Annotated in this window: 22 protein-coding genes; 15 read left to right on the forward strand and 7 right to left on the reverse strand. The window is 60.3% G+C overall.

The window, feature by feature from the left end:
* Nucleotides 1-95: 95 nt before the first annotated feature.
* From QK296_RS06680 to QK296_RS06690, 3 genes are all read right to left on the reverse strand, one after another.
* Entirely contained in the window at nt 96-995 is a 900-nt protein-coding gene (locus QK296_RS06680) for an acyltransferase (RefSeq protein ID WP_282390720.1), read from the reverse strand.
* A complete protein-coding gene (gene pta, locus QK296_RS06685) occupies nt 996-3095 on the reverse strand; it encodes a phosphate acetyltransferase (RefSeq protein WP_003188396.1) in 2100 nt (699 codons plus the stop codon).
* A gap of 79 nt (nt 3096-3174) precedes the next feature.
* A complete protein-coding gene (locus tag QK296_RS06690) occupies nt 3175-3462 on the reverse strand; it encodes a DUF3565 domain-containing protein (RefSeq protein WP_080765560.1) in 288 nt (95 codons plus the stop codon).
* Here QK296_RS06690 and QK296_RS06695 point away from each other — a divergent pair.
* Nucleotides 3461-3946: a peptidylprolyl isomerase gene (locus QK296_RS06695; protein WP_003188398.1), complete on the forward strand. Its 486-nt coding sequence runs from the start codon at nt 3461-3463 to the stop codon at nt 3944-3946. The genes QK296_RS06690 and QK296_RS06695 overlap by 2 nt on opposite strands.
* Before the next feature lie 263 nt (nt 3947-4209).
* Here the strand turns inward: QK296_RS06695 and rpsT are convergent, their stop codons facing one another.
* A complete protein-coding gene (gene rpsT / locus QK296_RS06700; RefSeq protein ID WP_003188401.1) occupies nt 4210-4488 on the reverse strand; it encodes a 30S ribosomal protein S20 in 279 nt (92 codons plus the stop codon).
* A 253-nt stretch (nt 4489-4741) separates the two neighbouring features.
* On the opposite strand from rpsT, the gene murJ reads away from it, so the two are divergent.
* From murJ to ispH, 6 genes are all read left to right on the forward strand, one after another.
* Nucleotides 4742-6280, forward strand: coding sequence for a murein biosynthesis integral membrane protein MurJ (gene murJ / locus QK296_RS06705; RefSeq protein ID WP_137204007.1), 1539 nt, complete (start codon nt 4742-4744; stop codon nt 6278-6280).
* A gap of 119 nt (nt 6281-6399) precedes the next feature.
* Nucleotides 6400-7338, forward strand: coding sequence for a bifunctional riboflavin kinase/FAD synthetase (gene ribF, locus QK296_RS06710; RefSeq protein WP_003188404.1), 939 nt, complete (start codon nt 6400-6402; stop codon nt 7336-7338).
* A gap of 14 nt (nt 7339-7352) precedes the next feature.
* Nucleotides 7353-10184, forward strand: a complete 2832-nt coding sequence (gene ileS / locus QK296_RS06715) for an isoleucine--tRNA ligase (protein WP_003188405.1) — start codon at nt 7353-7355, stop codon at nt 10182-10184.
* Nucleotides 10177-10689, forward strand: a complete 513-nt coding sequence (gene lspA / locus QK296_RS06720; RefSeq protein ID WP_169855830.1) for a signal peptidase II — start codon at nt 10177-10179, stop codon at nt 10687-10689. Before ileS ends, lspA begins: the two co-directional genes overlap by 8 nt.
* A 7-nt stretch (nt 10690-10696) precedes the next feature.
* On the forward strand, nt 10697-11134 hold the full coding sequence (locus QK296_RS06725; protein WP_169855857.1) for a peptidylprolyl isomerase: 438 nt from the start codon (nt 10697-10699) through the stop codon (nt 11132-11134).
* A 181-nt stretch (nt 11135-11315) separates the two neighbouring features.
* Nucleotides 11316-12263 (forward strand): 4-hydroxy-3-methylbut-2-enyl diphosphate reductase, encoded by a 948-nt coding sequence (gene ispH / locus QK296_RS06730; RefSeq protein ID WP_003188409.1) that lies wholly within the window; start codon nt 11316-11318, stop codon nt 12261-12263.
* On the opposite strand, the gene QK296_RS06735 is transcribed toward ispH, so the two are convergent.
* The gene (locus QK296_RS06735; RefSeq protein ID WP_003188411.1) at nt 12217-12798 is read right to left on the reverse strand and encodes a GspH/FimT family pseudopilin; all 582 of its coding nucleotides are present in this window, start codon (nt 12796-12798) and stop codon (nt 12217-12219) included. The two genes, ispH and QK296_RS06735, sit on opposite strands and share 47 nt — an antisense overlap.
* A 196-nt stretch (nt 12799-12994) precedes the next feature.
* On the opposite strand from QK296_RS06735, the gene pilV reads away from it, so the two are divergent.
* From pilV to thiO, 5 genes are read left to right on the forward strand one after another with little or no spacing between them, the layout of a single operon-like run.
* A complete protein-coding gene (pilV, locus tag QK296_RS06740; protein ID WP_034134835.1) occupies nt 12995-13480 on the forward strand; it encodes a type IV pilus modification protein PilV in 486 nt (161 codons plus the stop codon).
* A complete protein-coding gene (locus QK296_RS06745; RefSeq protein WP_282390721.1) occupies nt 13477-14184 on the forward strand; it encodes a prepilin-type N-terminal cleavage/methylation domain-containing protein in 708 nt (235 codons plus the stop codon). The genes pilV and QK296_RS06745 overlap by 4 nt, the downstream gene beginning before the upstream one ends.
* A gap of 5 nt (nt 14185-14189) precedes the next feature.
* Nucleotides 14190-14720: a PilX N-terminal domain-containing pilus assembly protein gene (locus QK296_RS06750; protein WP_060766625.1), complete on the forward strand. Its 531-nt coding sequence runs from the start codon at nt 14190-14192 to the stop codon at nt 14718-14720.
* A gap of 11 nt (nt 14721-14731) precedes the next feature.
* Nucleotides 14732-15136, forward strand: coding sequence for a type IV pilin protein (locus QK296_RS06755; protein ID WP_020302966.1), 405 nt, complete (start codon nt 14732-14734; stop codon nt 15134-15136).
* Nucleotides 15137-15195: 59 nt separating this feature from the next.
* Complete coding sequence (thiO, locus tag QK296_RS06760) at nt 15196-16305, forward strand: glycine oxidase ThiO (RefSeq protein WP_282390722.1); 1110 nt, start codon at nt 15196-15198, stop codon at nt 16303-16305.
* Here the strand turns inward: thiO and QK296_RS06765 are convergent.
* Complete coding sequence (locus QK296_RS06765) at nt 16292-16525, reverse strand: PP0621 family protein (RefSeq protein WP_032897621.1); 234 nt, start codon at nt 16523-16525, stop codon at nt 16292-16294. The two genes, thiO and QK296_RS06765, sit on opposite strands and share 14 nt — an antisense overlap.
* A 127-nt stretch (nt 16526-16652) precedes the next feature.
* Nucleotides 16653-17678, reverse strand: a complete 1026-nt coding sequence (locus QK296_RS06770; protein WP_003188421.1) for an outer membrane protein assembly factor BamD — start codon at nt 17676-17678, stop codon at nt 16653-16655.
* A gap of 149 nt (nt 17679-17827) precedes the next feature.
* On the opposite strand from QK296_RS06770, the gene rluD reads away from it, so the two are divergent.
* From rluD to clpB, 3 genes are all read left to right on the forward strand, one after another.
* Nucleotides 17828-18790 carry a 23S rRNA pseudouridine(1911/1915/1917) synthase RluD gene (gene rluD, locus QK296_RS06775; protein WP_003188422.1) on the forward strand — a complete coding sequence of 321 codons (963 nt, stop codon included), beginning with the start codon at nt 17828-17830 and terminating at the stop codon, nt 18788-18790.
* On the forward strand, nt 18787-19512 hold the full coding sequence (gene pgeF / locus QK296_RS06780) for a peptidoglycan editing factor PgeF (RefSeq protein ID WP_282390723.1): 726 nt from the start codon (nt 18787-18789) through the stop codon (nt 19510-19512). The genes rluD and pgeF overlap by 4 nt, the downstream gene beginning before the upstream one ends.
* A 135-nt stretch (nt 19513-19647) precedes the next feature.
* The gene (gene clpB, locus QK296_RS06785; RefSeq protein ID WP_003188426.1) at nt 19648-22212 is read left to right on the forward strand and encodes an ATP-dependent chaperone ClpB; all 2565 of its coding nucleotides are present in this window, start codon (nt 19648-19650) and stop codon (nt 22210-22212) included.
* Nucleotides 22213-22281: the final 69 nt, after the last annotated feature.

Genomic DNA, 22281 nt, shown 5'->3' on the forward strand with positions numbered 1-22281 from the left:
GCCTGCGATGGCGGACGGTCAGTTTATTTATCCTTAGCTGATCCACCGCTATCGCAGGCAAGCCAGCTCCCACATTAGCTTGCTTCCACATGTGATCAGCGGCTGGCCGGAAAGTCTTTGTGAAGCTGCTCCAGCAATGCATCCTTGTCTTGCCACAACTGGTTGATCCAGCCCTGGAACGCCAACCGATAGTCCCCATCCTGCTCATAATTCTTGCCGATGAACTCAGCCGGGATCTGCACCTCTTCAAAGTGCACCACCACGTCCTTCACATTGCCGCACAGCAGATCCCAATAACCTGGGCGCCCGGCGGGGTAGTGAATGGTCACATTGATCAGTGATTTGAGCTGCTCGCCCATGGCATCCAGCACAAACGCAATACCGCCCGCCTTGGGTTTAAGCAGGTAGCGAAACGGTGACTGCTGCTGCGCATGCTTGCCCGGGGTAAAGCGTGTGCCTTCGGCAAAGTTGAAAATCCCCACGGGGTTGTCGCGAAACTTCGCACAGGTCTTGCGCGTGGTTTCCAGGTCTTTGCCTTTCTTCTCCGGGTGCTTCTCCAAATAAGCCTTGCTGTAGCGCTTCATGAAGGGAAAGCCCAGTGCCCACCACGCCAGGCCAATCACGGGTACCCAGATCAGCTCTTGTTTGAGGAAGAACTTCAGCGGGCGAATGCGCCGATTGAGCACGTACTGCAAAACCATGATGTCGACCCAGCTCTGATGGTTGCTGGTCACCAGGTACGAGTGCTGGTAGTCCAGGCCCTCAAGGCCAGTCAGGTGCCAGCGTGTACGCCGCACCAGGTTCATCCAGCCCTTGTTGTTGGTGACCCAGGCTTCGTGGGTGTGGTTCATCAGCCATTCGCTCAGGCGCTTGGCGAACGGCAGCGCCTTGAACAGCGCCACGATGAACAGGAACGAACACAGCAGGATCGTGTTCAGCGCCAGCAACAGCGAAGCAATCACCCCGCGCACGGCGGCAGGTAGAAAATCCAGCATTTAGATATCCATGGGTCGGTTGGCGGCTTGGATCGCCGTCAGGGCGATGGTGTACACGATGTCGTCCACCTGGGCGCCACGTGGCAGGTCATTGACCGGTTTGCGCAGGCCCTGGAGCATCGGCCCCAGGCTCACGCAATCGGCGCTGCGTTGTACGGCTTTGTGGGTGGTGTTGCCGGTGTTCAGGTCCGGGAACACAAAGACGGTGGCCTTGCCTGCCACCTGGCTGTTGGGCGCCAGTTGCCGGGCGACGTTTTCGTTGGCGGCGGCGTCGTATTGCAACGGGCCGTCGATCAGCAGCGAGCTTTGTTGCTCGTGGGCGAGCAGGGTGGCTTCGCGGACTTTTTCCACCTCCTCGCCGCTGGCCGAGTCACCGCTGGAATAGCTGATCATCGCCACCCGTGGCGTGATGCCGAACGCGGCCGCCGAGTCGGCGCTTTGCAGGGCGATCTCTGCCAGTTCTGCAGCGCTTGGGTGCGGGTTCATCACGCAATCGCCGTACACCAGCACCTGCTCGGGGAACAGCATGAAGAACACCGACGACACCAGGGTGCAGCCCGGCGCGGTCTTGATCAGTTGCAGCGCTGGGCGAATGGTATTGGCGGTTGAGTGAATCACGCCGGAGACCAGGCCATCCACTTCGTCGAGGGCGAGCATCATGGTGGCGATCACCACGGTGTCTTCCAGTTGTTGCTCGGCCATGGGCGCGTTGAGGCTCTTGCTCTTGCGCAAGGCGACCATTGGCTCCACGTAGCGTTGGCGAATCAGGTCGGGGTCGAGAATCTCCAGGCCTTCGGGCAGGTCGATACCCTGGGCGCGGGCGACCGCTTCCACATCCGCAGGCTTGGCCAGCAGCACGCAACGGGCAATGCCGCGGGCCTGGCAGATTGCGGCGGCCTGTACGGTCAGCGGCTCGCTGCCTTCGGGTAGCACGATGCGTTTGTTGGCGGCCTGGGCGCGTTGGATCAGTTGGTAGCGGAACACCGCCGGCGACAGGCGCATCTCCCGTGGCGTGCCGCAACGCTGGTGCAGCCAGCGCGCATCGAGGTGGCTGGCGACGAAATCGGTGATGATTTCCGCACGCTCGCGGTCATCGATGGGGATTTCCTTGTTGAGGCTATTGAGCTGGTTGGCGGTGTCATAGGAGCCGGTGCTCACCGACAACACCGGCAACCCGGCCTGGAAGGCGCCTCGGCACAGATCCATGATGCGCGGGTCGGGCAGGGTGTCGCTGGTCAGCAGCAGCCCGGCCAGCGGCACGCCATTGATGGCGGCCAGACTGACGGCGAGGATGATGTCGTCGCGATCGCCCGGGGTTACCACCAACACACCGGGCTTGAGCAGCTCGACGGTGTTACGCATGGTGCGCGCGCAAATGATGATCTTGGTCATGCGCCGGCTTTCGTAGTCACCGGCGTTGAGGATCTGCGCGCCCATCAGGTCGGCTACATCGCGGGTGCGCGGGGCGTTGAGCTCGGGTTGGTAGGGGATGCAGCCGAGCAGCCGGAAATCACCGCTGCGCAACAGCGGCGAATGCTCTTTGAGGCGCGCCGAGAAGGCTTCCATGCTTTCGTCGGTGCGTACCTTGTTGAGGATGACGCCCAGCACTTTCGGGTCTTTAGGGCCGCCAAACAGTTGGGCCTGCAATTCCACGCGGCCGGAAAGCTCGGTGAGCACTTCGTTTTCCGGGGCCGAGACGAGGATTACTTCAGCGTCCAGGCTCTTGGCCAGGTGCAGGTTGACCCGTGCCGCATAGCTGGCGCTACGGGTCGGTACCATGCCTTCGACGATCAGCACGTCTTTGCCTACGGCCGCCTGCTGGTACAGGGTGATGATTTCTTCGAGCAGCTCATCGAGCTGGCCGTCACCGAGCATGCGCTCTACGTGAGCCAAGCCCAGAGGCTGCGGCGGTTTCAGGCCGTGGGTGCGTGCCACCAGCTCGGTGGAACGTTCCGGCCCGGTATCGCCAGGGTGTGGCTGGGCGATGGGTTTGAAAAAACCGACTTTCAGGCCGGCCCGTTCCAGGGTGCGCACCAGCCCAAGGCTGATGGAGGTCAGACCCACACCAAAATCGGTGGGCGCGATAAAAAAAGTCTGCATGCGAATTCTCTGGAGGTGCATGGCTTGGGTGGCGCTCTATGGGTGAGTGCCTACCGCGAATCAGGCGCCAAGGTTATCGTTATTCGTGCCCTTGCGCACACCAGCCGCACGCAAAGGCCTGGCCTATTTTTTCAAGGCGTTGCGCGGGGTCGAGCACCCAGGCGCGTGACTGCCAGGGCGGCTGGTGGCGCAAATGCTGGGTGTGGCCGCAAGACAGCTCGACCACCCAGTGCCCATCGTCGTCCTGATGAAAACCTGTGATCGTGACCGTTGATCGGCCCCGTCCGTCCGGGTTCCGTTCGCTTTCGGGCAAATCCTTGTTTAGACTTGTCCGTTCTTCATTCTTTTGCAAAAGGTCTCGCCCCATGACGATCGCCGCTAACAAGGCTGTCTCCATCGACTATACCCTGACCAACGACGCTGGTGAGGTCATCGATAGCTCCGCCGGCGGCGCGCCGCTGGTTTACCTGCAAGGCGCAGGCAACATCATCCCGGGCCTGGAAAAGGCTCTGGAAGGCAAGAACGTCGGTGACGAACTGACCGTCGCCGTAGAACCTGAAGATGCCTACGGCGAATACTCCGCCGAACTGGTCAGTACCTTGAGCCGCAGCATGTTCGAAGGTGTTGATGAGCTGGAAGTGGGCATGCAGTTCCACGCTTCGGCGCCGGACGGCCAAATGCAGATCGTCACCATCCGCGACCTGGACGGCGATGACGTGACCGTTGACGGCAACCACCCTCTGGCTGGCCAGCGCCTGAACTTCCAAGTGAAGATCGTAGCCATCCGCGACGCTTCCCAGGAAGAAGTGGCTCACGGCCACGTCCACGGTGAAGGCGGTCATCACCATTGATTGATGTTTTGATCAAGTGGTAGCAAAAACGCCCCGACTGGTTCGGGGCGTTTTTTTTGCCCTGGGCTCACTGTAGGAGCGAGCTTGCTCGCGAAAAACCCGAGACCCCCGCTGGGCGCCAGGCTTCCCGCGTCATCGTTAACGATCTTCGCGAGCAAGCTCGCTCCTACAGTTTCAGGCACACACAAAAATGCCCCGGACCTTTCGGTACGGGGCATTTTTTAACTGTTACACAGCCTGAGCTGCGTTGCAGTTGTTACCACTTAGGCTGCAGCAGGAACGCTCAGAGCCTTGATGTGGCCATTCAGGCGGCTCTTATGGCGAGCGGCCTTGTTCTTGTGGATGATGCCTTTATCGGCCATACGGTCGATAACAGGCACAGCCAGAACGTAAGCTGCTTGAGCTTTTTCAGCGTCTTTGGTGTCGATGGCTTTGACTACATTCTTGATGTAGGTGCGAACCATGGAACGCAGGCTGGCGTTGTGGCTGCGACGCTTCTCAGCCTGTTTTGCACGTTTTTTGGCGGAAGGTGTGTTGGCCACCGTCGAGCTCCTCGAAAGACTTTTTAGGAAATAGCAAACAAAATAGGCCGCGAATCATGCCGATGACTTGACGGGTTGTCAAGGGCGGCTGATGCGAACTGCTGAGTGGTCGATCTGAAGAGGCGGGTGATTTATTTCCGGCGCTTGACCTGTAAACTCGCGAGCTTTGGCTCTGTGCTGTTGCAGGCGCGCAGTATCGCATAAGTGGGCGCGTAGTTCGCCTGCTCTTTATCTATAGGCGCAAACTCTTTCAATGAATCTGCTCAAATCGTTGGCTGCCGTCAGCTCTATCACAATGATCTCCCGGGTATTGGGGTTTGTGCGCGACACCCTGCTGGCACGCATCTTTGGCGCCAGCATGGCCACGGATGCGTTCTTTATTGCCTTTAAACTGCCCAACCTGCTGCGGCGGATCTTCGCTGAGGGCGCATTTTCCCAGGCGTTCGTACCGATCCTGGCTGAATACAAGACCCAGCAAGGCGAGGAGGCGACCCGCACTTTTATTGCCTACGTCTCGGGCCTGCTGACCCTGGTGCTGATGCTGGTAACCCTTATCGGCATGCTCGCCGCGCCCTGGGTGATCTGGGCCACCGCCCCCGGTTTTGCCAATACCCCGGAAAAATTCGCACTGACCACTGATCTGCTGCGCGTGACCTTTCCTTATATATTGCTGATCTCCCTGTCGTCCCTGGCCGGCGCGATCCTCAATACCTGGAATCGGTTCTCGGTGCCGGCCTTCGTGCCGACCTTGCTGAACGTCAGCATGATTATCTTTGCGCTGTTCCTCACCCCTTACTTCGACCCGCCCGTCATGGCGCTGGGCTGGGCGGTGCTGGCCGGCGGCCTGGCGCAGTTGCTGTACCAACTGCCCCACCTGAAAAAAATCGGCATGCTTGTACTGCCACGCCTGAACCTCAAGGACACCGGCGTCTGGCGCGTCATGCGCAACATGCTGCCGGCGATCCTCGGGGTGTCGGTCAGCCAGATTTCCCTGATCATCAACACCGCGTTCGCCTCGTTGCTGGTATCCGGCTCGGTGTCGTGGATGTACTACGCCGACCGCCTGATGGAATTGCCATCCGGTGTGCTGGGCGTGGCGTTGGGCACCATCCTGCTGCCGACCCTGGCGCGTACCTACGCCAGCAAGGACCGCCAGGAATACTCACGCATTCTCGATTGGGGCCTGCGCCTGTGCTTTTTGCTGGTGTTGCCGTGCGCCTTGGCCCTGGGCATCCTCGCCGAGCCGTTGACGGTCTCGCTGTTTCAATACGGGCAGTTCGACGCCCATGACGCCTTGATGACCCAGCATGCGCTGGTCGCCTACTCCGTGGGCCTGCTTGGTATTATCGTGATCAAAGTGCTGGCGCCCGGCTTCTACGCCCAGCAGAACATCCGCACCCCGGTGAAAATCGCGATTTTCACCCTGGTCGTTACACAATTGCTCAACCTGGTGTTTATCGGCCCGCTGGCCCACGCCGGCCTGGCCTTGGCGATCAGCGCGGGTGCGTGCATAAACGCAGGCCTGCTGTTTTACCAATTGCGTAAACAACAGATGTACCAACCACAGCCAGGCTGGGGCGTGTTTGCGTTCAAACTGCTGGTGGCGGTCGCCGCGATGTCGGTTGTGCTGTTTGGCCTGATGCACATCATGCCGGCCTGGGGCCAAGGCAATATGCTGGAGCGCTTCATGCGCCTGGGTGTATTGGTAGTAGCGGGCGTGGTGGTGTACTTCGGCATGTTGCTGTTGCAGGGTTTTCGCCTGCGCGATTTCAATCGCAAGTCGCTGGGGTAGCGAGTTTGCCGTGATAAAACGGTTGTTTTATCGATTCGACCCATTTGGCCTGCGCTGTTGCCTGTCGTCCGGGGCTGGGTGTGGTTATAATCGACCACTTTATGAGCAAGAAGCGCGTTATGCAGCTGGTTCGAGGTCTCCACAACCTGCGCCCCGAGCACCGGGGCTGCGTCGCCACTATTGGCAACTTTGACGGTGTTCACCGTGGCCACCAGGCTATCCTGGCTCGGTTGCGCGAGCGTGCGGTCGAGTTGGGCGTGCCCAGCTGCGTGGTGATTTTTGAACCACAACCGCGGGAGTTCTTTACCCCGGAAACGGCGCCGGCCCGCTTGGCGCGCTTGCGGGACAAGTTGCAGCTGTTGGCGGAAGAGGGCGTGGACCGTGTCCTCTGCCTGGCTTTCAACCAGCGTTTGCGCAGCCTCAGCGCCGCCGAGTTCGTCGACCGCATCCTGGTGGACGGCCTGGGCGTGCAGCACCTGGAGGTCGGCGACGACTTCCATTTCGGTTGTGACCGGGTCGGGGATTTCGATTTCCTGCAGCATGCCGGCGTCAACCAGGGTTTCACTGTCGAAGCCGCGCAAACCGTCGAACTGGACGGCCTGCGCGTGAGCAGCACCCAGGTGCGTAACGCCCTGGCCGCCGCCGACTTCGACCTGGCCGAGCGTTTGCTCGGTCGCCCGTTCCGCATTGCCGGGCGGGTACTGCACGGCCAGAAGCTGGCGCGCCAACTGGGCACGCCAACCGCCAACGTGCAACTCAAGCGCCGCCGTGTGCCGCTGACCGGGGTTTACCTGGTGAGCGTCGACATCGACGGCCAATCGTGGCCAGGAGTCGCCAATATAGGCGTCAGGCCCACGGTTGCAGGTGATGGCAAGGCCCACCTGGAAGTTCACCTTTTGGATTTTGCCGGTGATTTATACGACCGGCGTTTGACGGTGGTTTTCCACCAGAAGCTGCGTGAAGAGCAGCGTTTCGCCTCCCTTGAGGCGTTGAAAACGGCGATCAATGCGGATGTCGCCGCCGCCCGTGCACTAGCCGCACCTAGCGCCCATCGCTAACCGAAGAGCCTTAAATGACCGACTATAAAGCCACGCTAAACCTTCCGGACACCGCCTTCCCAATGAAGGCCGGCCTGCCACAGCGCGAACCGCAGATCCTGCAGCGCTGGGACAGTATTGGCCTGTACGGAAAGTTGCGCGAAATTGGCAAGGATCGTCCGAAATTCGTCCTGCACGACGGCCCTCCTTATGCCAACGGCACGATTCACATCGGTCATGCGCTGAACAAGATTCTCAAGGACATGATCCTGCGCTCCAAGACCCTGTCGGGCTTCGACGCGCCGTATGTCCCGGGCTGGGACTGCCATGGCCTGCCGATCGAACACAAAGTCGAAGTGACCTACGGCAAGAACCTGGGCGCGGATAAAACCCGCGAACTGTGCCGTGCCTACGCCGCCGAACAGATCGAAGGGCAGAAGTCTGAATTCATCCGCCTGGGTGTGCTGGGCGAGTGGGACAACCCCTACAAGACCATGAATTTCAAGAACGAGGCCGGTGAAATCCGTGCCTTGGCCGAAATCGTCAAGGGCGGTTTCGTGTTCAAGGGCCTCAAGCCCGTGAACTGGTGCTTCGACTGCGGTTCGGCCCTGGCCGAAGCGGAAGTGGAGTACGAAGACAAGAAGTCCTCGACCATCGACGTGGCCTTCCCGATCGCCGACGACGCCAAGCTGGCCCAGGCGTTCGGCCTGGCAAGCCTTGCCAAGCCGGCCGCCATCGTGATCTGGACCACCACCCCCTGGACCATCCCGGCCAACCAGGCGCTGAACGTGCACCCGGAATTCACCTACGCCCTGGTGGACGTCGGTGATCGCCTGCTGGTGCTGGCCGAGGAAATGGTCGAGTCGTGCCTGGCGCGTTACGAACTGCAAGGTTCGGTGATCGCCACCACCACCGGTTCTGCGCTGGAGCTGATCAACTTCCGTCACCCGTTCTATGAACGTCTGTCGCCGGTGTACCTGGCTGACTACGTCGAGCTGGGTTCGGGTACTGGCATTGTTCACTGCTCGCCTGCCTATGGTGTGGACGACTTCGTGATCTGCAAGAAGTACGGCATGGTCAACGATGACATCATCAACCCGGTGCAGAGCAACGGCGTATACGTGCCTTCGCTCGAGTTCTTCGGTGGCCAGTTCATCTTCAAGGCCGATCAACCGATCATCGAAAAGCTGCGTGAAGTCGGTGCGTTGATGCAAACCGCCACCATCCAGCACAGCTACATGCATTGCTGGCGTCACAAGACCCCGCTGATCTACCGCGCTACGGCGCAGTGGTTTATCGGCATGGACAAAGAGCCGACCAGCGGCGACACCCTGCGTGTACGTTCGCTCAAAGCCATCGAGGACACCACGTTCGTCCCGGCCTGGGGCCAGGCGCGCCTGCACTCGATGATCGCCAACCGTCCGGACTGGTGCATCTCCCGCCAACGTAACTGGGGCGTGCCGATCCCGTTCTTCCTGAACAAGGAAAGCGGTGAACTGCACCCGCGCACCGTGGAGTTGATGGAAGTCGTGGCTCAGCGCGTTGAGCAAGAAGGCATCGAAGCCTGGTTCAAGCTGGACGCCGCCGAGCTGCTGGGCGACGAAGCGCCGCTGTACGACAAGATCAGCGACACCCTCGACGTGTGGTTCGATTCGGGCACCACTCACTGGCACGTGCTGCGTGGCTCGCACCCGATGGGTCACGAGACCGGCCCGCGCGCCGACCTGTACCTGGAAGGTTCGGACCAACACCGTGGCTGGTTCCACTCGTCATTGCTGACCGGTTGCGCCATCGACAACCACGCGCCGTACCGCGAGCTGCTGACTCACGGTTTCACCGTCGACGAGACGGGCCGCAAGATGTCCAAGTCGCTGAAGAACGTGATCGAACCGAAAAAGATCAACGACACCTTGGGCGCCGACATCATGCGTCTGTGGGTGGCCTCCACCGATTACTCGGGTGAAATCGCCGTGTCGGACCAGATCCTGGCCCGCAGCGCCGACGCCTACCGTCGTATCCGCAATACCGCACGCTTCCTGCTGTCGAACCTGACCGGTTTCAACCCGGCCACCGACCTGCTGCCAGCCGAAGACATGCTCGCCCTGGACCGTTGGGCCGTGGACCGTACCCTGCTGCTGCAGCGCGAGCTGCAAGAGCACTACGGCGAATACCGCTTCTGGAACGTCTACTCCAAGATCCACAACTTCTGCGTGCAGGAGCTGGGCGGTTTCTACCTCGACATCATCAAGGACCGCCAGTACACCACCGGCGCCAACAGCAAGGCGCGCCGTTCGGCGCAGACCGCGCTGTACCACATCAGCGAAGCGCTGGTGCGCTGGATCGCACCGATCCTGGCGTTCACCGCCGACGAGCTGTGGGAATACCTGCCGGGCGAGCGTAACGAGTCCGTCATGCTCAACACCTGGTACGAAGGCTTGACCGAACTGCCGGCCGACTTCGAACTGGGCCGCGAGTACTGGGCAGGCGTCATGGCCGTCAAGGTTGCGGTGAACAAGGAGCTGGAAGTCCAACGTGCGGCCAAGGCCGTGGGTGGCAACCTGCAAGCCGAAGTCACCCTGTTTGCCGAGGATGGCCTGACCGCCGACCTGGCCAAGCTGAGCAACGAACTGCGCTTCGTGCTGATCACCTCCACCGCGAGCCTGGCACCTTTCGCCCAGGCCCCGGCAGATGCCGTGGTCACCGAGGTACCGGGCCTGAAGCTCAAGGTGGTGAAGTCGGCCTTCCCTAAATGCGCCCGTTGCTGGCACTGCCGTGAAGATGTCGGCGTGAACCCTGAGCACCCGGAAATCTGTGGTCGTTGTGTCGACAACATCAGCGGTGAAGGCGAGGTTCGCCACTATGCCTAATGTAGCCAGTCGTTTCGGACGTCTGGGCTGGCTCGTACTGAGCCTGCTGGTACTGGTCATCGACCAGGTCAGCAAGGCTCACTTCGAGGGCTCCCTGGAAATGTTCCAGCAAATCGTGGTGATCCCGGATTACTTCAGTTGGACCCTGGCCTACAACACCGGCGCCGCCTTCAGCTTCCTGGCTGACGGCGGTGGCTGGCAGCGCTGGCTGTTCGCGGTGATCGCCGTGGTGGTCAGCGCCGTGCTGGTGGTGTGGCTAAAGCGCCTGGGCCGCGACGACACCTGGCTGGCTATCGCGCTGGCCCTGGTGTTGGGCGGCGCGCTGGGTAATCTGTATGACCGCATCGCCCTGGGCCATGTGATCGACTTCATCCTGGTGCATTGGCAGAACCGCCACTACTTCCCGGCGTTCAACTTTGCCGACAGCGCCATTACCGTTGGTGCAATCATGCTGGCGCTGGATATGTTCAAGAGCAAGAAAACCGGAGAAACCGTCAATGACTGATCAGGTATTGGCTGAGCAACGCATCGGCCAGAACACGGAAGTCACTTTGCATTTTGCATTGCGCCTGGAAAATGGCGACACGGTCGACAGCACCTTCGACAAAGCCCCGGCGACCTTCAAGGTTGGCGACGGTAACCTGCTGCCTGGTTTTGAAGCGGCATTGTTCGGGTTCAAGGCGGGCGACAAGCGCAACCTGCAGATCCTGCCGGAAAACGCCTTCGGCCAGCCCAACCCGCAAAACGTGCAGATCATCCCGCGTTCGCAGTTTGAAGGCATGGACCTGTCGGAAGGCTTGCTGGTGATCTTCAATGATGCGGCCAATACCGAATTGCCCGGAGTGGTTAAAGCGTTCGATGATGCGCAAGTGACCATCGACTTCAACCATCCGTTGGCCGGTAAAACCTTGACGTTTGATGTTGAAATCATCGACGTTAAAGCGCTCTAACTGACGAAACCGGTTCCTGTGGGGCTGGCTTGTGTGGGAGCTGGCTTGCCTGCGATAGCATCACCTCGGTGTACCTGATACATCGAGTCGTTTGCATCGCGGGCAAGCCCGCTCCCACAGAGGCTTATTCTATAGAGCTGAGTTGATCCAATTTCTTGGCCTGCAAGGCACGAGGCACAGCATGCAAATCAAACTCGCCAACCCCCGTGGCTTCTGCGCTGGCGTGGACCGGGCGATCGAAATCGTCAACCGCGCTTTGGAAGTCTTCGGGCCGCCGATTTATGTGCGCCACGAAGTCGTCCATAACAAGTTCGTGGTCGAAGACCTGCGCGCACGCGGTGCGATCTTTGTCGAAGAGCTCGACCAGGTACCCGACGACGTTATCGTCATCTTCAGTGCCCATGGCGTGTCCCAGGCCGTGCGTACCGAAGCGGCCGGCCGTGGCCTTAAAGTGTTCGATGCCACCTGCCCGCTGGTGACCAAGGTGCACATCGAGGTAGCGCGTTATAGCCGCGACGGCCGCGAATGCATCCTGATCGGCCATGCCGGTCACCCGGAAGTCGAAGGCACCATGGGCCAGTACGATGCCAGCAACGGCGGCGCCATCTACCTGGTGGAAGACGAAAAAGACGTTGCCAACCTGCAGGTGCACAACCCTGATCGCCTGGCTTTCGTCACCCAGACCACCTTGTCCATGGACGATACCAGCCGCGTCATCGACGCCCTGCGCACGCGGTTTCCTGCTATTGGCGGCCCCCGCAAGGATGACATCTGCTACGCCACGCAAAACCGCCAGGATGCGGTCAAGCAACTGGCGGACGAATGCGATGTAGTGCTGGTGGTCGGCAGCCCTAACAGTTCCAACTCCAACCGCCTGCGCGAGCTGGCCGAGCGCATGGCCACACCGGCGTACCTGATCGACGGCGCCGAAGACATGCAGCGCAGCTGGTTCGACGGTGTCGAGCGTATCGGCATCACGGCGGGCGCCTCCGCTCCGGAAGTACTGGTGCGCGGCGTGATCCAACAGTTGCAAGCCTGGGGTGCCACCGGCGCCGATGAGCTGGCGGGTCGTGAAGAGAACATCACGTTCTCGATGCCCAAGGAACTGCGGGTCCGCTCGCTGCTCTGACGGCCAGGGTGCTGGAATAGCCTCGGCATAATGCCTGCTCGGTCTTATCACTGCGCAGGCTGACGCGCCCGCTGGGGGCCAGTACGATCTGATACAGGCTCTGTGCCTGGTCCTTGTCACACACATGCACGGTGCCGGCACGAAATCCCCCGCCGGCGAACACCGGCTCTCCCAAGCCGCTGAAGCGCACCTGGCTTGTCACCGGGCCATTACCGGCGACCGGCACGCGCCCACTGCTTTCACGCTCCAGCAATATTGGATTGTCGTCATCCAGGTGGCCGCGCCCACTTACATCCAGTATCACGCGCCATCCCAGGCTCCAGTCCTCGTCCTTTGCATGAATGACCACCGCCCGGTTGCGCGCGATGGCCTCGGTGCGTGCGTAGCGCAACCCGGAGGCGAGTGCTTGGGCCGCGTTTTGTCGTTGCTGCGATTCAAGCAAACCCTTGAAACCGGGTACGGCCAGTTGCGCTAGAAAACTGGTGACGATCAGCCCCAGCAACATTTCAATCAGGGTGAATCCTTGTTGTTTCATGTGCGTTCCCTCCTTGGGCACGAGTGGGTTGTCTAGGTATAGCGCTTGGTCCTTGGCGCTGGATGATGGCCTTTATGTCCAAAGTATTTCCCTTTGTTCCGGGAGCAGCGCGGCTCTAAAACCGACGCTAGGCTTGGGTCGCACAGCAGGCTTTGCCTGCTTTTTTCACCGGCCTTCGACGTGGATGACGACGCAAATGCCAGCCTGCCACAACCGATTTTTCCTGCGCGTTGCGCACTTGCGCCAGTCCGGCATGACGCTGGTCGAAGTGCTGGTAGCGCTGTTGATATTGGCGATCGGCCTGATGGGCGCTGCGGTACTGCAACTCAACGCGCTCAAGTACACCAACAGCGCCAGGATGACCAGCCAAGCGAGCTTTATTGCCTACGACATGCTCGACCGCATTCGCACCAATGCTGGCGCCGATTACACATGGGGCAGGGCGGAGCTGGCGCCACCCAACACCGCCACCGCCAGCGTGCGTGACCTGGACCTGCACGATTTCGAAGCCAATATCATGGGTTTTGCCGGGGAGGATGCGAAAGGTTCAGTGGTGGTGAATGGGCACGAGGTCACCATCAGCATCAGTTGGGCAGATGCCCGGGCAGCAAACCGCCCAGGGGCGCGGGAAACCTTCACCCTGACCAGTCGTATCAGCAATGAACAAGGAGTGTCGCAATGAAGCGTGTTGTGCGAGGTTTCAGCCTGGTGGAAGTGCTGCTGGCGCTCGCCGTCGGGTTGGTTTTGATACTTGGAGCGAGCCAGATACTGGTCAGTGCGCGGTTGACCCATGCCAGCCAGCAGGCCGCCATGGTGCTGCAGGATGATGCCCGGTTTGTGCTGAGCAAGATCACCCAGGATATTCGCCAGGCAGGCATGCTGGGGTGTTTGGCCGTGGCCGCTATCGATAATGCTCCGGCTGCCTTTGATCGGCCGATAAGCTGGGAAGCGGCGGGGAGTACGAAGTCACTGACGCTGGTGACCGCGAATATCGGCGATGGCGTCGGCAGGCCTGACTGGACAGTGTTGTCCGACTGCAAGGAGGCGGCCAGGGCTTATGCAGGCACGCCACCCGGCGCCGAGCCCGGCCAACTTCGTTTTGGCATACGCCAACTTACCTACACCTACGAATCGGGCCAGTTGAAGATCAGTACCCCGGCGGCGCCGGCCAGGGCGGTATTGATGGATAACGTAAGGGCATTCGACGTCAGCTTCGGCATGGCAGCCACCTCGGCATCAACAGTTGTGGAGCGCTATGACAGCCATCCCGCCGATGAGTCGCTGATACGTAGCGTGCGCATCCTCATGACCCTTCAAGACCCCGCTGGGCGGGTGAAGGACCAGACCTATAGTGTCGTGGCGGCACTGCGAAATCGGCTGGGGTAGGGGCAATGATCATGCATGGCGGCATTCATGTACGGCAGACCGGGATGGTGCTGCTGATCAGTCTGGTGTTCCTGTTGGTGCTGTCGCAAGTGGGACTGTCATCAATACAGGCTGCGGTCTCCCAGCAAAAAGTCGCGAGCAGCCTGTGGCATCGCAATCAATCGTTTCAATCTGCCGAAAGCGGCCTGAGATTGGGGGAGTCGACCGTGCAAAAGGTTGGTCAGGCGATGCCTGTCTGCCACTCGATCATCCGTTGTGCGCCGCCTGCTGAAGCGTCTTCCTTGACGGCGGCCGGGACGAACCCGGTCTCGGCGGTCACCTGGCTCGCCTTGAAGGATGGGTTTTATGGCATTCAATCTCTTGGGAAAGGTGCAGGGCTTGCTCATTTACCCCCCCAAACCTTAGGCACACTTTTTCGTGTCACCTCGGTCGGGCTTGCGGGGCAAACGCGCACGGTGCTGGAGACGGTCTATGCACGGGTGGAGGAGGGCGGCCGCGTCAAGTTTCGACGGGTCTTATGGCGGCAACTTCAATAAGGAGCAATCGGATGGGCAAGGAGAGCCAGGGTTTTACCCTGATTGAGTTACTGATCGTCGTGGCGATCATCGCGTTGCTGGCCGGGATTGCGTATCCCGGGTACCTCAGCCAGGTGAAGAAGGTGTATCGGGCGCAGATCGTCGCGTTGTTGAGCGAACAGGCCCAGCACCTGGAGCGTTCTTATACGAGGAATGGCACTTTTATTGATGCAGGCGACGTCAGCGCGGGCAATGATCATTATAGAATCAGTGCCGTCCTCAACCCTCAGGATTTTGACCTGCTCGCCACTCCCGCTGCGGACTCGGTCATGGCGAACGACGCATGCGCAGCATTCAGCTTGACCAGCACCGGTATGCGCGGCAACCCGGGAGCAGGGCCTGAAATGTCGCCCAAGGTCTGCTGGGGGCAAGGATGAGCGTACTTGAAGCGTGGGCGCCGGGCGCGCCTTTCCCTGTTTATCGGCTGGATCAAATGATGGCTAAGCAACAGCAAGTGGTGATTGTCGGCGGCGGAGTAATCGGGCTGTTGACGGCGTACAACCTCGCCAGTGAGGGCCAGGCGGTCACGCTGCTGGAGCGCGGTGGGCTTGGGCAAGAGTCTTCCTGGGCGGGCGGTGGGATTGTCTCGCCGTTGTACCCGTGGCGCTATAGCCAGGCGGTCACTGCCTTGGCCCATTGGTCCCAGGATTTTTACCCGCAACTGGCGCAACGGCTGTTTGCAGCGACCGGCGTCGATCCAGAGGTACATACCACGGGGTTGTATTGGCTCGACCTGGATGACGAAGCGCAAGCACTGGCCTGGGCTGCCCGTGAAGGGAGACCGTTGAGCAAGGTGGACGTATCGGCGGCCCATGACGCGGTGCCGGTGTTGGGGGGTGGCTATTCCCAGGCGATCTACATGGCCGATGTGGCCAACGTACGCAACCCGCGCCTGGTCAAGTCACTGAAGGCGGCGCTGCTGGCGTTGCCGAACGTGACGATTTACGAGCAATGCGATGTGACGGGCTTTGTGCTCGGCGACGACAGGGTGATGGGTGTGAATACCGCTACCGGCCAGGTTTTGGGTGATCAGGTGGTACTCGCGGCCGGCGCCTGGAGCGGACAGTTGCTGGGTACGCTGGGCTTGGCGCTGCCCATCGAGCCGGTCAAAGGCCAGATGATTCTGTACAAATGCGCGTCGGACTTTTTATCCAGCATGGTCCTGGCCAAGGGGCGTTATGCGATCCCGCGGCGCGATGGGCACATCCTGATCGGCAGCACGTTGGAGCATGAAGGATTCGACAAGACGCCAACCGACACCGCGTTGGAAAGCCTCAAGGCGTCTGCGGTGGAATTGATTCCCGCCTTGGCGGACGCCGAGGTAGTCGGGCATTGGGCCGGTTTGCGGCCTGGCTCACCCGAAGGTATACCGTATATCGGTGAGGTCCCTGGCTTCAAGGGGTTGTGGCTCAATTGCGGGCATTACCGCAATGGTCTGGTACTCGCACCAGCCTCTTGCCAGTTGTTCACCGACTTGCTGCTGACGCGGGCTCCGATCATCGATCCAGCGCCTTACGCCCCCGCAGGGCGCCTCAACGCTGGATAGACTTTGGCCCTTGTTCCAGGTGTGCCTGGGTGCAGTACCATTGCTGGCGTGAGCTCAGTGCGCGGTCCTGCGGCAGGTGCACGCCACAGTGGGCGCAACGCACCATCAGGGCCGCATCCGGCTCAGCAGGCCGCTGCTGACGGGCGGCAGGGTTTTTGAATTTGCGCCAGAACCATACCGCGGCAGCAATGACAGCAATCCAGAACAGTAGACGAAGCATGATGGGCAGTTTCTCGACAAGGAATGCGCCAGTTTAGCCAAGGTGATCCCGGGCGCACAGGGCAATAAATACTCGCTCATAAAAAAGGGAGCTCCTTAAGAGCTCCCTTTTGCGTTGCGTCGAACAATCAGTCGAACACACCGAAGGTCATGTAGCTGAACCACGAGCGGTCCTGGTTGTTGCCCAGTGCTTGCGGCTCTTCTTCTTCGATCACGTCACCGTTCTCGTCGTGCGGCTTGAGATCCGAAGGAATAGCGTCCTTGGCGTCCTGGTACATCTTGATCACGTCCTGGTTGGCGCGAGTTTCACCCGGCGGCAGTGGTGGACGGGACTCGATCAAGCCCAGGGTGTACTTGCTCAGCCACGAACGGTTGTCCGCTTCGGCAACCTGAGGCACGAACTGGCCGTCTTTCAGGCTCGGGTGGTCAGGATAGTTGAGCTTCAGGGTTTCCAGGCTGGTAGTCGCCAGGGTGTCCAGGTGCAGACGCTGGTAAGCCTCGGTCATCACGGCCAGGCCGTCACCCACGGATGGGGTTTCCTGGAAGTTTTCCACCACGTAGCGGCCACGGTTGGCGGCGGCCACATATGCCTGACGGGTCAGGTAGTAGTGGGCCACGTGGATCTCGTACGAAGCCAGCAGGTTGCGCAGGTAGATCATGCGCTGCTTGGCGTCCGGCGCGTAGCGGCTGTTGGGGTAGCGGCTGGTCAGCTGGGCGAACTCGTTATAGGAGTCGCGGGCAGCACCCGGGTCACGCTTGGTCATGTCCAGCGGCAGGAAGCGCGCCAGCAGGCCAACATCCTGATCGAACGAGGTCAGGCCCTTCATATAGTAGGCGTAGTCCACGTTCGGGTGCTGCGGGTGCAGGCGGATGAAACGCTCGGCAGCGGACTTGGCAGCTTCCGGCTCGGCGTTCTTGTAGTTGGCGTAGATCAGCTCAAGCTGGGCCTGGTCGGCATAGCGGCCGAACGGGTAACGCGACTCCAATGCCTTCAGCTTCGCTGTGGCGCTGGTGAAGCTATTATTGTCCAAGTCTGTCTGAGCTTGCTGGTACAGCTCGACTTCGCTCAGGTTTTCGTCGACGACGTCCTTTGTTGACGAGCAAGCAGCAGTCATGGCGAGGATGGCGATCAGCAGCAGGTGTTTCACTTGCATGGCGGCTTGCGTCCCTATGACGGCCGCTGTCTTGGGCGGGGCCGTCCTGTTATGATGAGCGCCCCGTTGAAAGCCTCGGGGCAAAAGACGCCGTATTTAACCACAAGCGCGCAGCCGAAACCAAAGGCTACGCCACGCCTAGTCTGAGCATGTCCGATAAAATTGAACTTCGCGCAGAGGTGCCGTCCGAATTGGGCGGCCAACGCCTCGATCAAGTCGCCGCACAATTATTCGCTGAGCACTCGCGCTCGCGCCTTTCCGCCTGGATAAAAGACGGCCGCCTGACTGTGGATGGAGCGGTTATCCGCCCGCGAGACATAGTCCATGGCGGTGCGATTCTTGAGCTGACTGCCGAGCAGGAAGCCCAGGGAGAATGGGTCGCCCAGGACATCGAGCTGGATATCGTCTATGAAGACGACGACATCCTGGTCATCAACAAACCCGCAGGCCTGGTGGTTCACCCGGCCGCCGGGCACGCTGATGGCACCTTGCTCAATGCCCTGTTGCACCACGTGCCGGACATCATCAATGTGCCGCGCTGCGGCATCGTGCACCGTCTGGACAAGGACACCACCGGCCTTATGGTGGTAGCCAAGACCATTCAGGCGCAGACGCAACTGGTTACGCAATTGCAGAGCCGTAGCGTCAGCCGCATCTATGAGTGCATTGTGATCGGCGTTGTTGTGGCCGGTGGCAAGATCAACGCACCCATTGGTCGTCACGGCCAGCAGCGCCAGCGTATGGCGGTGATGGAGGGCGGCAAGCAAGCCGTCAGCCACTACCGTGTGCTGGAGCGTTTCCGTTCCCACACCCATGTGCGGGTCAAGCTGGAAACCGGGCGTACCCACCAGATTCGCGTGCACATGGCGCACATCAACTTCCCGTTGGTCGGCGACCCGGCCTACGGTGGCCGCTTCCGTATTCCGCCGGCGGCCAGCCAGACCATGGTTGAGTCGCTCAAGACGTTCCCGCGCCAGGCACTGCATGCACGTTTCCTGGAACTGGATCATCCGACGAGCGGTAAGCGCATGAGCTGGGAATCGCCACTGCCAGACGATCTGGTCTGGCTGTTGTCGCTGCTCAAGCAGGATCGCGAGGCGTTTGTCGGATGAGTGACTGGCTGATACCTGACTGGCCCGCGCCGGCTCGGGTAAAAGCCTGCGTCACCACCCGCGCGGGCGGCGTCAGTCTGGCGCCGTTCGACAGCCTCAACCTGGGCGATCATGTCGAGGACAGCCTTGAGGCCGTCCTTGAAAATCGCCGTCGCCTGAGTGACGCCCTCGATATCCAGCCTGCCTGGTTGCGCCAAGTCCACGGTACTCAGGTGGTTGAGGCCGATCCGGGCCGTACTGTCGAGGCTGACGGCAGTTGGACCAGTACCCCTGGTATCGCCTGCACGTCCATGACCGCCGATTGCCTGCCTGCGCTGTTCTGTAATCGGGCGGGCACCCGGGTTGCCGCAGCCCATGCCGGTTGGCGTGGCTTGGCAGCTGGGGTGCTGGAGGCCGCTTTCGAGAGCCTGGATAGCGCACCCGAAGACGTTATGGTCTGGCTCGGCCCTGCCATTGGCCCACAAGCCTTTGAGGTCGGCCCGGAAGTGCGTGAAGTGTTCATGCAGCAACTGCCGGTCACCGCTGAAGCCTTTGTTCCCAGCCGCAACCCTGGCAAGTACATGGCTGACATCTACCAGCTGGCGCGTCTGCGTCTGGCCGCTCGCGGTGTTAGCGCTGTGTATGGTGGCGGTTTGTGCACTGTGACCGACCCGCGTTTCTTTTCTTATCGCCGCAGCCCGCGCACGGGCCGATTCGCCTCCCTTATCTGGCTTGAACGCTAGACTGTCCTGACCTGTATCAACCGTCCGCCGCTTGAAACGCCCAGAATCCACCCCATCTATAAGGGTATCTGGCAGGTTTCTTCATTCAGGATGTGTTTGTTCATAGCTCCGGCCTGCTCAAAAGGAAGGTGACTAATGCGTATTGATCGTTTAACCAGCAAATTACAGTTGGCATTGTCCGACTCTCAATCTTTGGCAGTGGGCCTCGACCACCCGGCCATCGAACCTGCGCACTTGATGCAGGCACTCCTGGAACAGCAAGGTGGTTCTATCAAGCCCTTGCTGATGCAGGTGGGCTTTGACGTTAACAGCCTGCGCAAGGAGTTGAGTAAAGAGCTCGACCAGCTGCCGAAAATCCAGAATCCCACCGGCGACGTAAACATGTCCCAGGACTTGGCGCGCCTGCTCAACCAGGCCGACCGTCTGGCCCAGCAGAAAGGTGACCAGTTCATCTCCAGTGAATTGGTGTTGCTCGCCGCCATGGACGACAACAGCAAGCTCGGCAAGTTGTTGCTGGGCCAGGGCGTGAGCAAAAAGGCCCTGGAAAACGCCATCAACAACCTGCGTGGCGGCGAAGCGGTGAACGACCCCAACCACGAGGAGTCGCGCCAGGCCCTGGACAAATACACCGTCGACCTGACCAAGCGTGCCGAAGAGGGCAAGCTGGACCCGGTGATCGGCCGCGACGATGAAATTCGTCGCACCATTCAGGTGTTGCAACGTCGCACCAAGAATAACCCGGTGTTGATCGGTGAACCTGGCGTGGGTAAAACCGCGATTGCCGAGGGCCTGGCCCAGCGCATCATTAATGGCGAGGTACCAGACGGCCTCAAAGGCAAGCGCCTGCTGTCTCTGGACATGGGCTCGTTGATCGCCGGTGCCAAGTTCCGGGGTGAATTCGAAGAGCGCCTCAAATCCTTGCTTAACGAATTGTCGAAGCAGGAAGGGCAGATCATTCTGTTTATCGACGAATTGCACACCATGGTCGGCGCCGGTAAGGGCGAAGGCTCCATGGACGCCGGCAACATGCTCAAGCCCGCCTTGGCACGGGGTGAGTTGCATTGCGTCGGTGCGACCACGCTCAACGAATACCGTCAGTACATCGAAAAGGACGCAGCGCTTGAGCGTCGCTTCCAGAAAGTCCTGGTGGAAGAGCCGAGCGAAGAAGACACCATCGCGATCCTGCGTGGCCTGAAAGAGCGCTATGAGGTCCACCATAAAGTGGCGATCACCGACGGTGCGATCATTGCGGCGGCCAAATTGAGCCATCGCTATATCACCGATCGTCAGTTGCCGGACAAGGCGATCGACCTGATCGACGAAGCGGCCAGCCGTATCCGTATGGAGATCGACTCCAAGCCCGAAGTGCTGGATCGTCTGGATCGGCGCCTGATTCAACTGAAAGTCGAATCCCAGGCGCTGAAGAAAGAAGAAGACGAAGCGGCCAAGAAACGCCTGGAAAAACTCCAGGAAGAAATTGTCCGCCTGGAACGTGAGTATTCGGACCTCGAAGAAATCTGGACCTCGGAAAAAGCCGAAGTACAGGGTTCGGCGCAGATCCAGCAAAAAATCGAGCAGTCCCGCCAGGAACTGGAAGCCGCGCGCCGCAAAGGCGACCTGAACCGCATGGCCGAGTTGCAGTACGGGGTGATCCCGGACCTGGAACGCAGCCTGCAGATGGTCGACCAGCACGGCAAACCTGAAAACCAGTTGCTGCGCAGCAAGGTGACCGAGGAAGAAATTGCCGAAGTGGTCTCCAAGTGGACCGGTATTCCCGTGTCGAAGATGCTCGAAGGCGAGCGCGACAAGCTGTTGAAGATGGAAAGCCTGCTGCATCAGCGCGTCATCGGCCAGGAAGAGGCGGTGGTGGCGGTGTCCAACGCCGTACGGCGTTCGCGGGCGGGTTTGTCCGACCCGAACCGTCCAAGCGGCTCGTTCATGTTCCTCGGCCCGACCGGTGTAGGTAAGACCGAGTTGTGCAAGGCCCTGGCCGAGTTCCTCTTTGATACGGAAGAGGCCATGGTGCGGATCGATATGTCCGAATTCATGGAGAAACACTCGGTGGCTCGCCTGATCGGTGCACCACCAGGCTATGTGGGTTACGAAGAGGGCGGTTATCTGACCGAAGCCGTGCGGCGTAAGCCTTACTCGGTGATCCTGCTGGATGAGGTCGAGAAGGCGCACCCGGATGTGTTCAACATCTTGCTGCAGGTGCTGGAGGATGGTCGCTTGACGGACAGCCACGGGCGTACGGTGGACTTCCGTAATACGGTGATCGTGATGACCTCCAACCTGGGCTCGGCGCAGATCCAGGAATTGGTGGGTGATCGTGAAGCCCAGCGTGCGGCGGTGATGGACGCGTTGACCACGCACTTCCGTCCGGAATTCATCAACCGGGTCGATGAAGTGGTGATCTTCGAGCCTCTGGCGCGGGATCAGATCGCGGGCATCACCGAGATCCAGTTGGGCCGCCTGCGTAGCCGCCTGGCTGAGCGCGAGCTGGACCTGGAGCTGAGCGGCGAAGCGTTGGACAAGCTGATCGCGGTCGGTTACGACCCAGTGTATGGCGCACGGCCACTTAAACGTGCGATCCAGCGCTGGATCGAGAACCCACTGGCGCAGTTGATCCTGTCGGGCAGCTTTATGCCTGGCACTCGCGTCACGGCGACGGTGAAAGACGACGAAATCGTCTTCCATTAAGCCCTGCGCTTGGCGTAAACAGAGAAGGCCCCGCATCGCGGGGCCTTTTTTTTCGATAGGGCGTTGAAC

The sequence above is a fragment of the Pseudomonas sp. AL10 genome (assembly GCF_029960685.1).
Taxonomy (GTDB): domain Bacteria; phylum Pseudomonadota; class Gammaproteobacteria; order Pseudomonadales; family Pseudomonadaceae; genus Aquipseudomonas; species Aquipseudomonas lactis.

Excerpts from the sequence above, each read along its gene's own strand:
- ispH (WP_003188409.1), top strand. The coding sequence starts at position 11,316 with ATGCAAATCAAACTCGCCAACCCCCGTGGCTTCTGCGCTGGCGTGGAC.
- lspA (WP_169855830.1), top strand. The coding sequence starts at position 10,177 with ATGCCTAATGTAGCCAGTCGTTTCGGACGTCTGGGCTGGCTCGTACTG.
- QK296_RS06770 (WP_003188421.1), bottom strand. The coding sequence starts at position 17,678 with ATGCAAGTGAAACACCTGCTGCTGATCGCCATCCTCGCCATGACTGCT.
- rluD (WP_003188422.1), top strand. The coding sequence starts at position 17,828 with ATGTCCGATAAAATTGAACTTCGCGCAGAGGTGCCGTCCGAATTGGGC.
- murJ (WP_137204007.1), top strand. The coding sequence starts at position 4,742 with ATGAATCTGCTCAAATCGTTGGCTGCCGTCAGCTCTATCACAATGATC.
- QK296_RS06765 (WP_032897621.1), bottom strand. The coding sequence starts at position 16,525 with ATGCTTCGTCTACTGTTCTGGATTGCTGTCATTGCTGCCGCGGTATGG.
- QK296_RS06695 (WP_003188398.1), top strand. The coding sequence starts at position 3,461 with ATGACGATCGCCGCTAACAAGGCTGTCTCCATCGACTATACCCTGACC.
- pilV (WP_034134835.1), top strand. The coding sequence starts at position 12,995 with ATGCCAGCCTGCCACAACCGATTTTTCCTGCGCGTTGCGCACTTGCGC.
- ileS (WP_003188405.1), top strand. The coding sequence starts at position 7,353 with ATGACCGACTATAAAGCCACGCTAAACCTTCCGGACACCGCCTTCCCA.
- QK296_RS06755 (WP_020302966.1), top strand. The coding sequence starts at position 14,732 with ATGGGCAAGGAGAGCCAGGGTTTTACCCTGATTGAGTTACTGATCGTC.
- ribF (WP_003188404.1), top strand. The coding sequence starts at position 6,400 with ATGCAGCTGGTTCGAGGTCTCCACAACCTGCGCCCCGAGCACCGGGGC.
- QK296_RS06750 (WP_060766625.1), top strand. The coding sequence starts at position 14,190 with ATGATCATGCATGGCGGCATTCATGTACGGCAGACCGGGATGGTGCTG.
- QK296_RS06680 (WP_282390720.1), bottom strand. The coding sequence starts at position 995 with ATGCTGGATTTTCTACCTGCCGCCGTGCGCGGGGTGATTGCTTCGCTG.
- pgeF (WP_282390723.1), top strand. The coding sequence starts at position 18,787 with ATGAGTGACTGGCTGATACCTGACTGGCCCGCGCCGGCTCGGGTAAAA.
- QK296_RS06690 (WP_080765560.1), bottom strand. The coding sequence starts at position 3,462 with ATGGGGCGAGACCTTTTGCAAAAGAATGAAGAACGGACAAGTCTAAAC.
- clpB (WP_003188426.1), top strand. The coding sequence starts at position 19,648 with ATGCGTATTGATCGTTTAACCAGCAAATTACAGTTGGCATTGTCCGAC.
- thiO (WP_282390722.1), top strand. The coding sequence starts at position 15,196 with ATGGCTAAGCAACAGCAAGTGGTGATTGTCGGCGGCGGAGTAATCGGG.
- QK296_RS06735 (WP_003188411.1), bottom strand. The coding sequence starts at position 12,798 with ATGAAACAACAAGGATTCACCCTGATTGAAATGTTGCTGGGGCTGATC.
- pta (WP_003188396.1), bottom strand. The coding sequence starts at position 3,095 with ATGCAGACTTTTTTTATCGCGCCCACCGATTTTGGTGTGGGTCTGACC.
- QK296_RS06745 (WP_282390721.1), top strand. The coding sequence starts at position 13,477 with ATGAAGCGTGTTGTGCGAGGTTTCAGCCTGGTGGAAGTGCTGCTGGCG.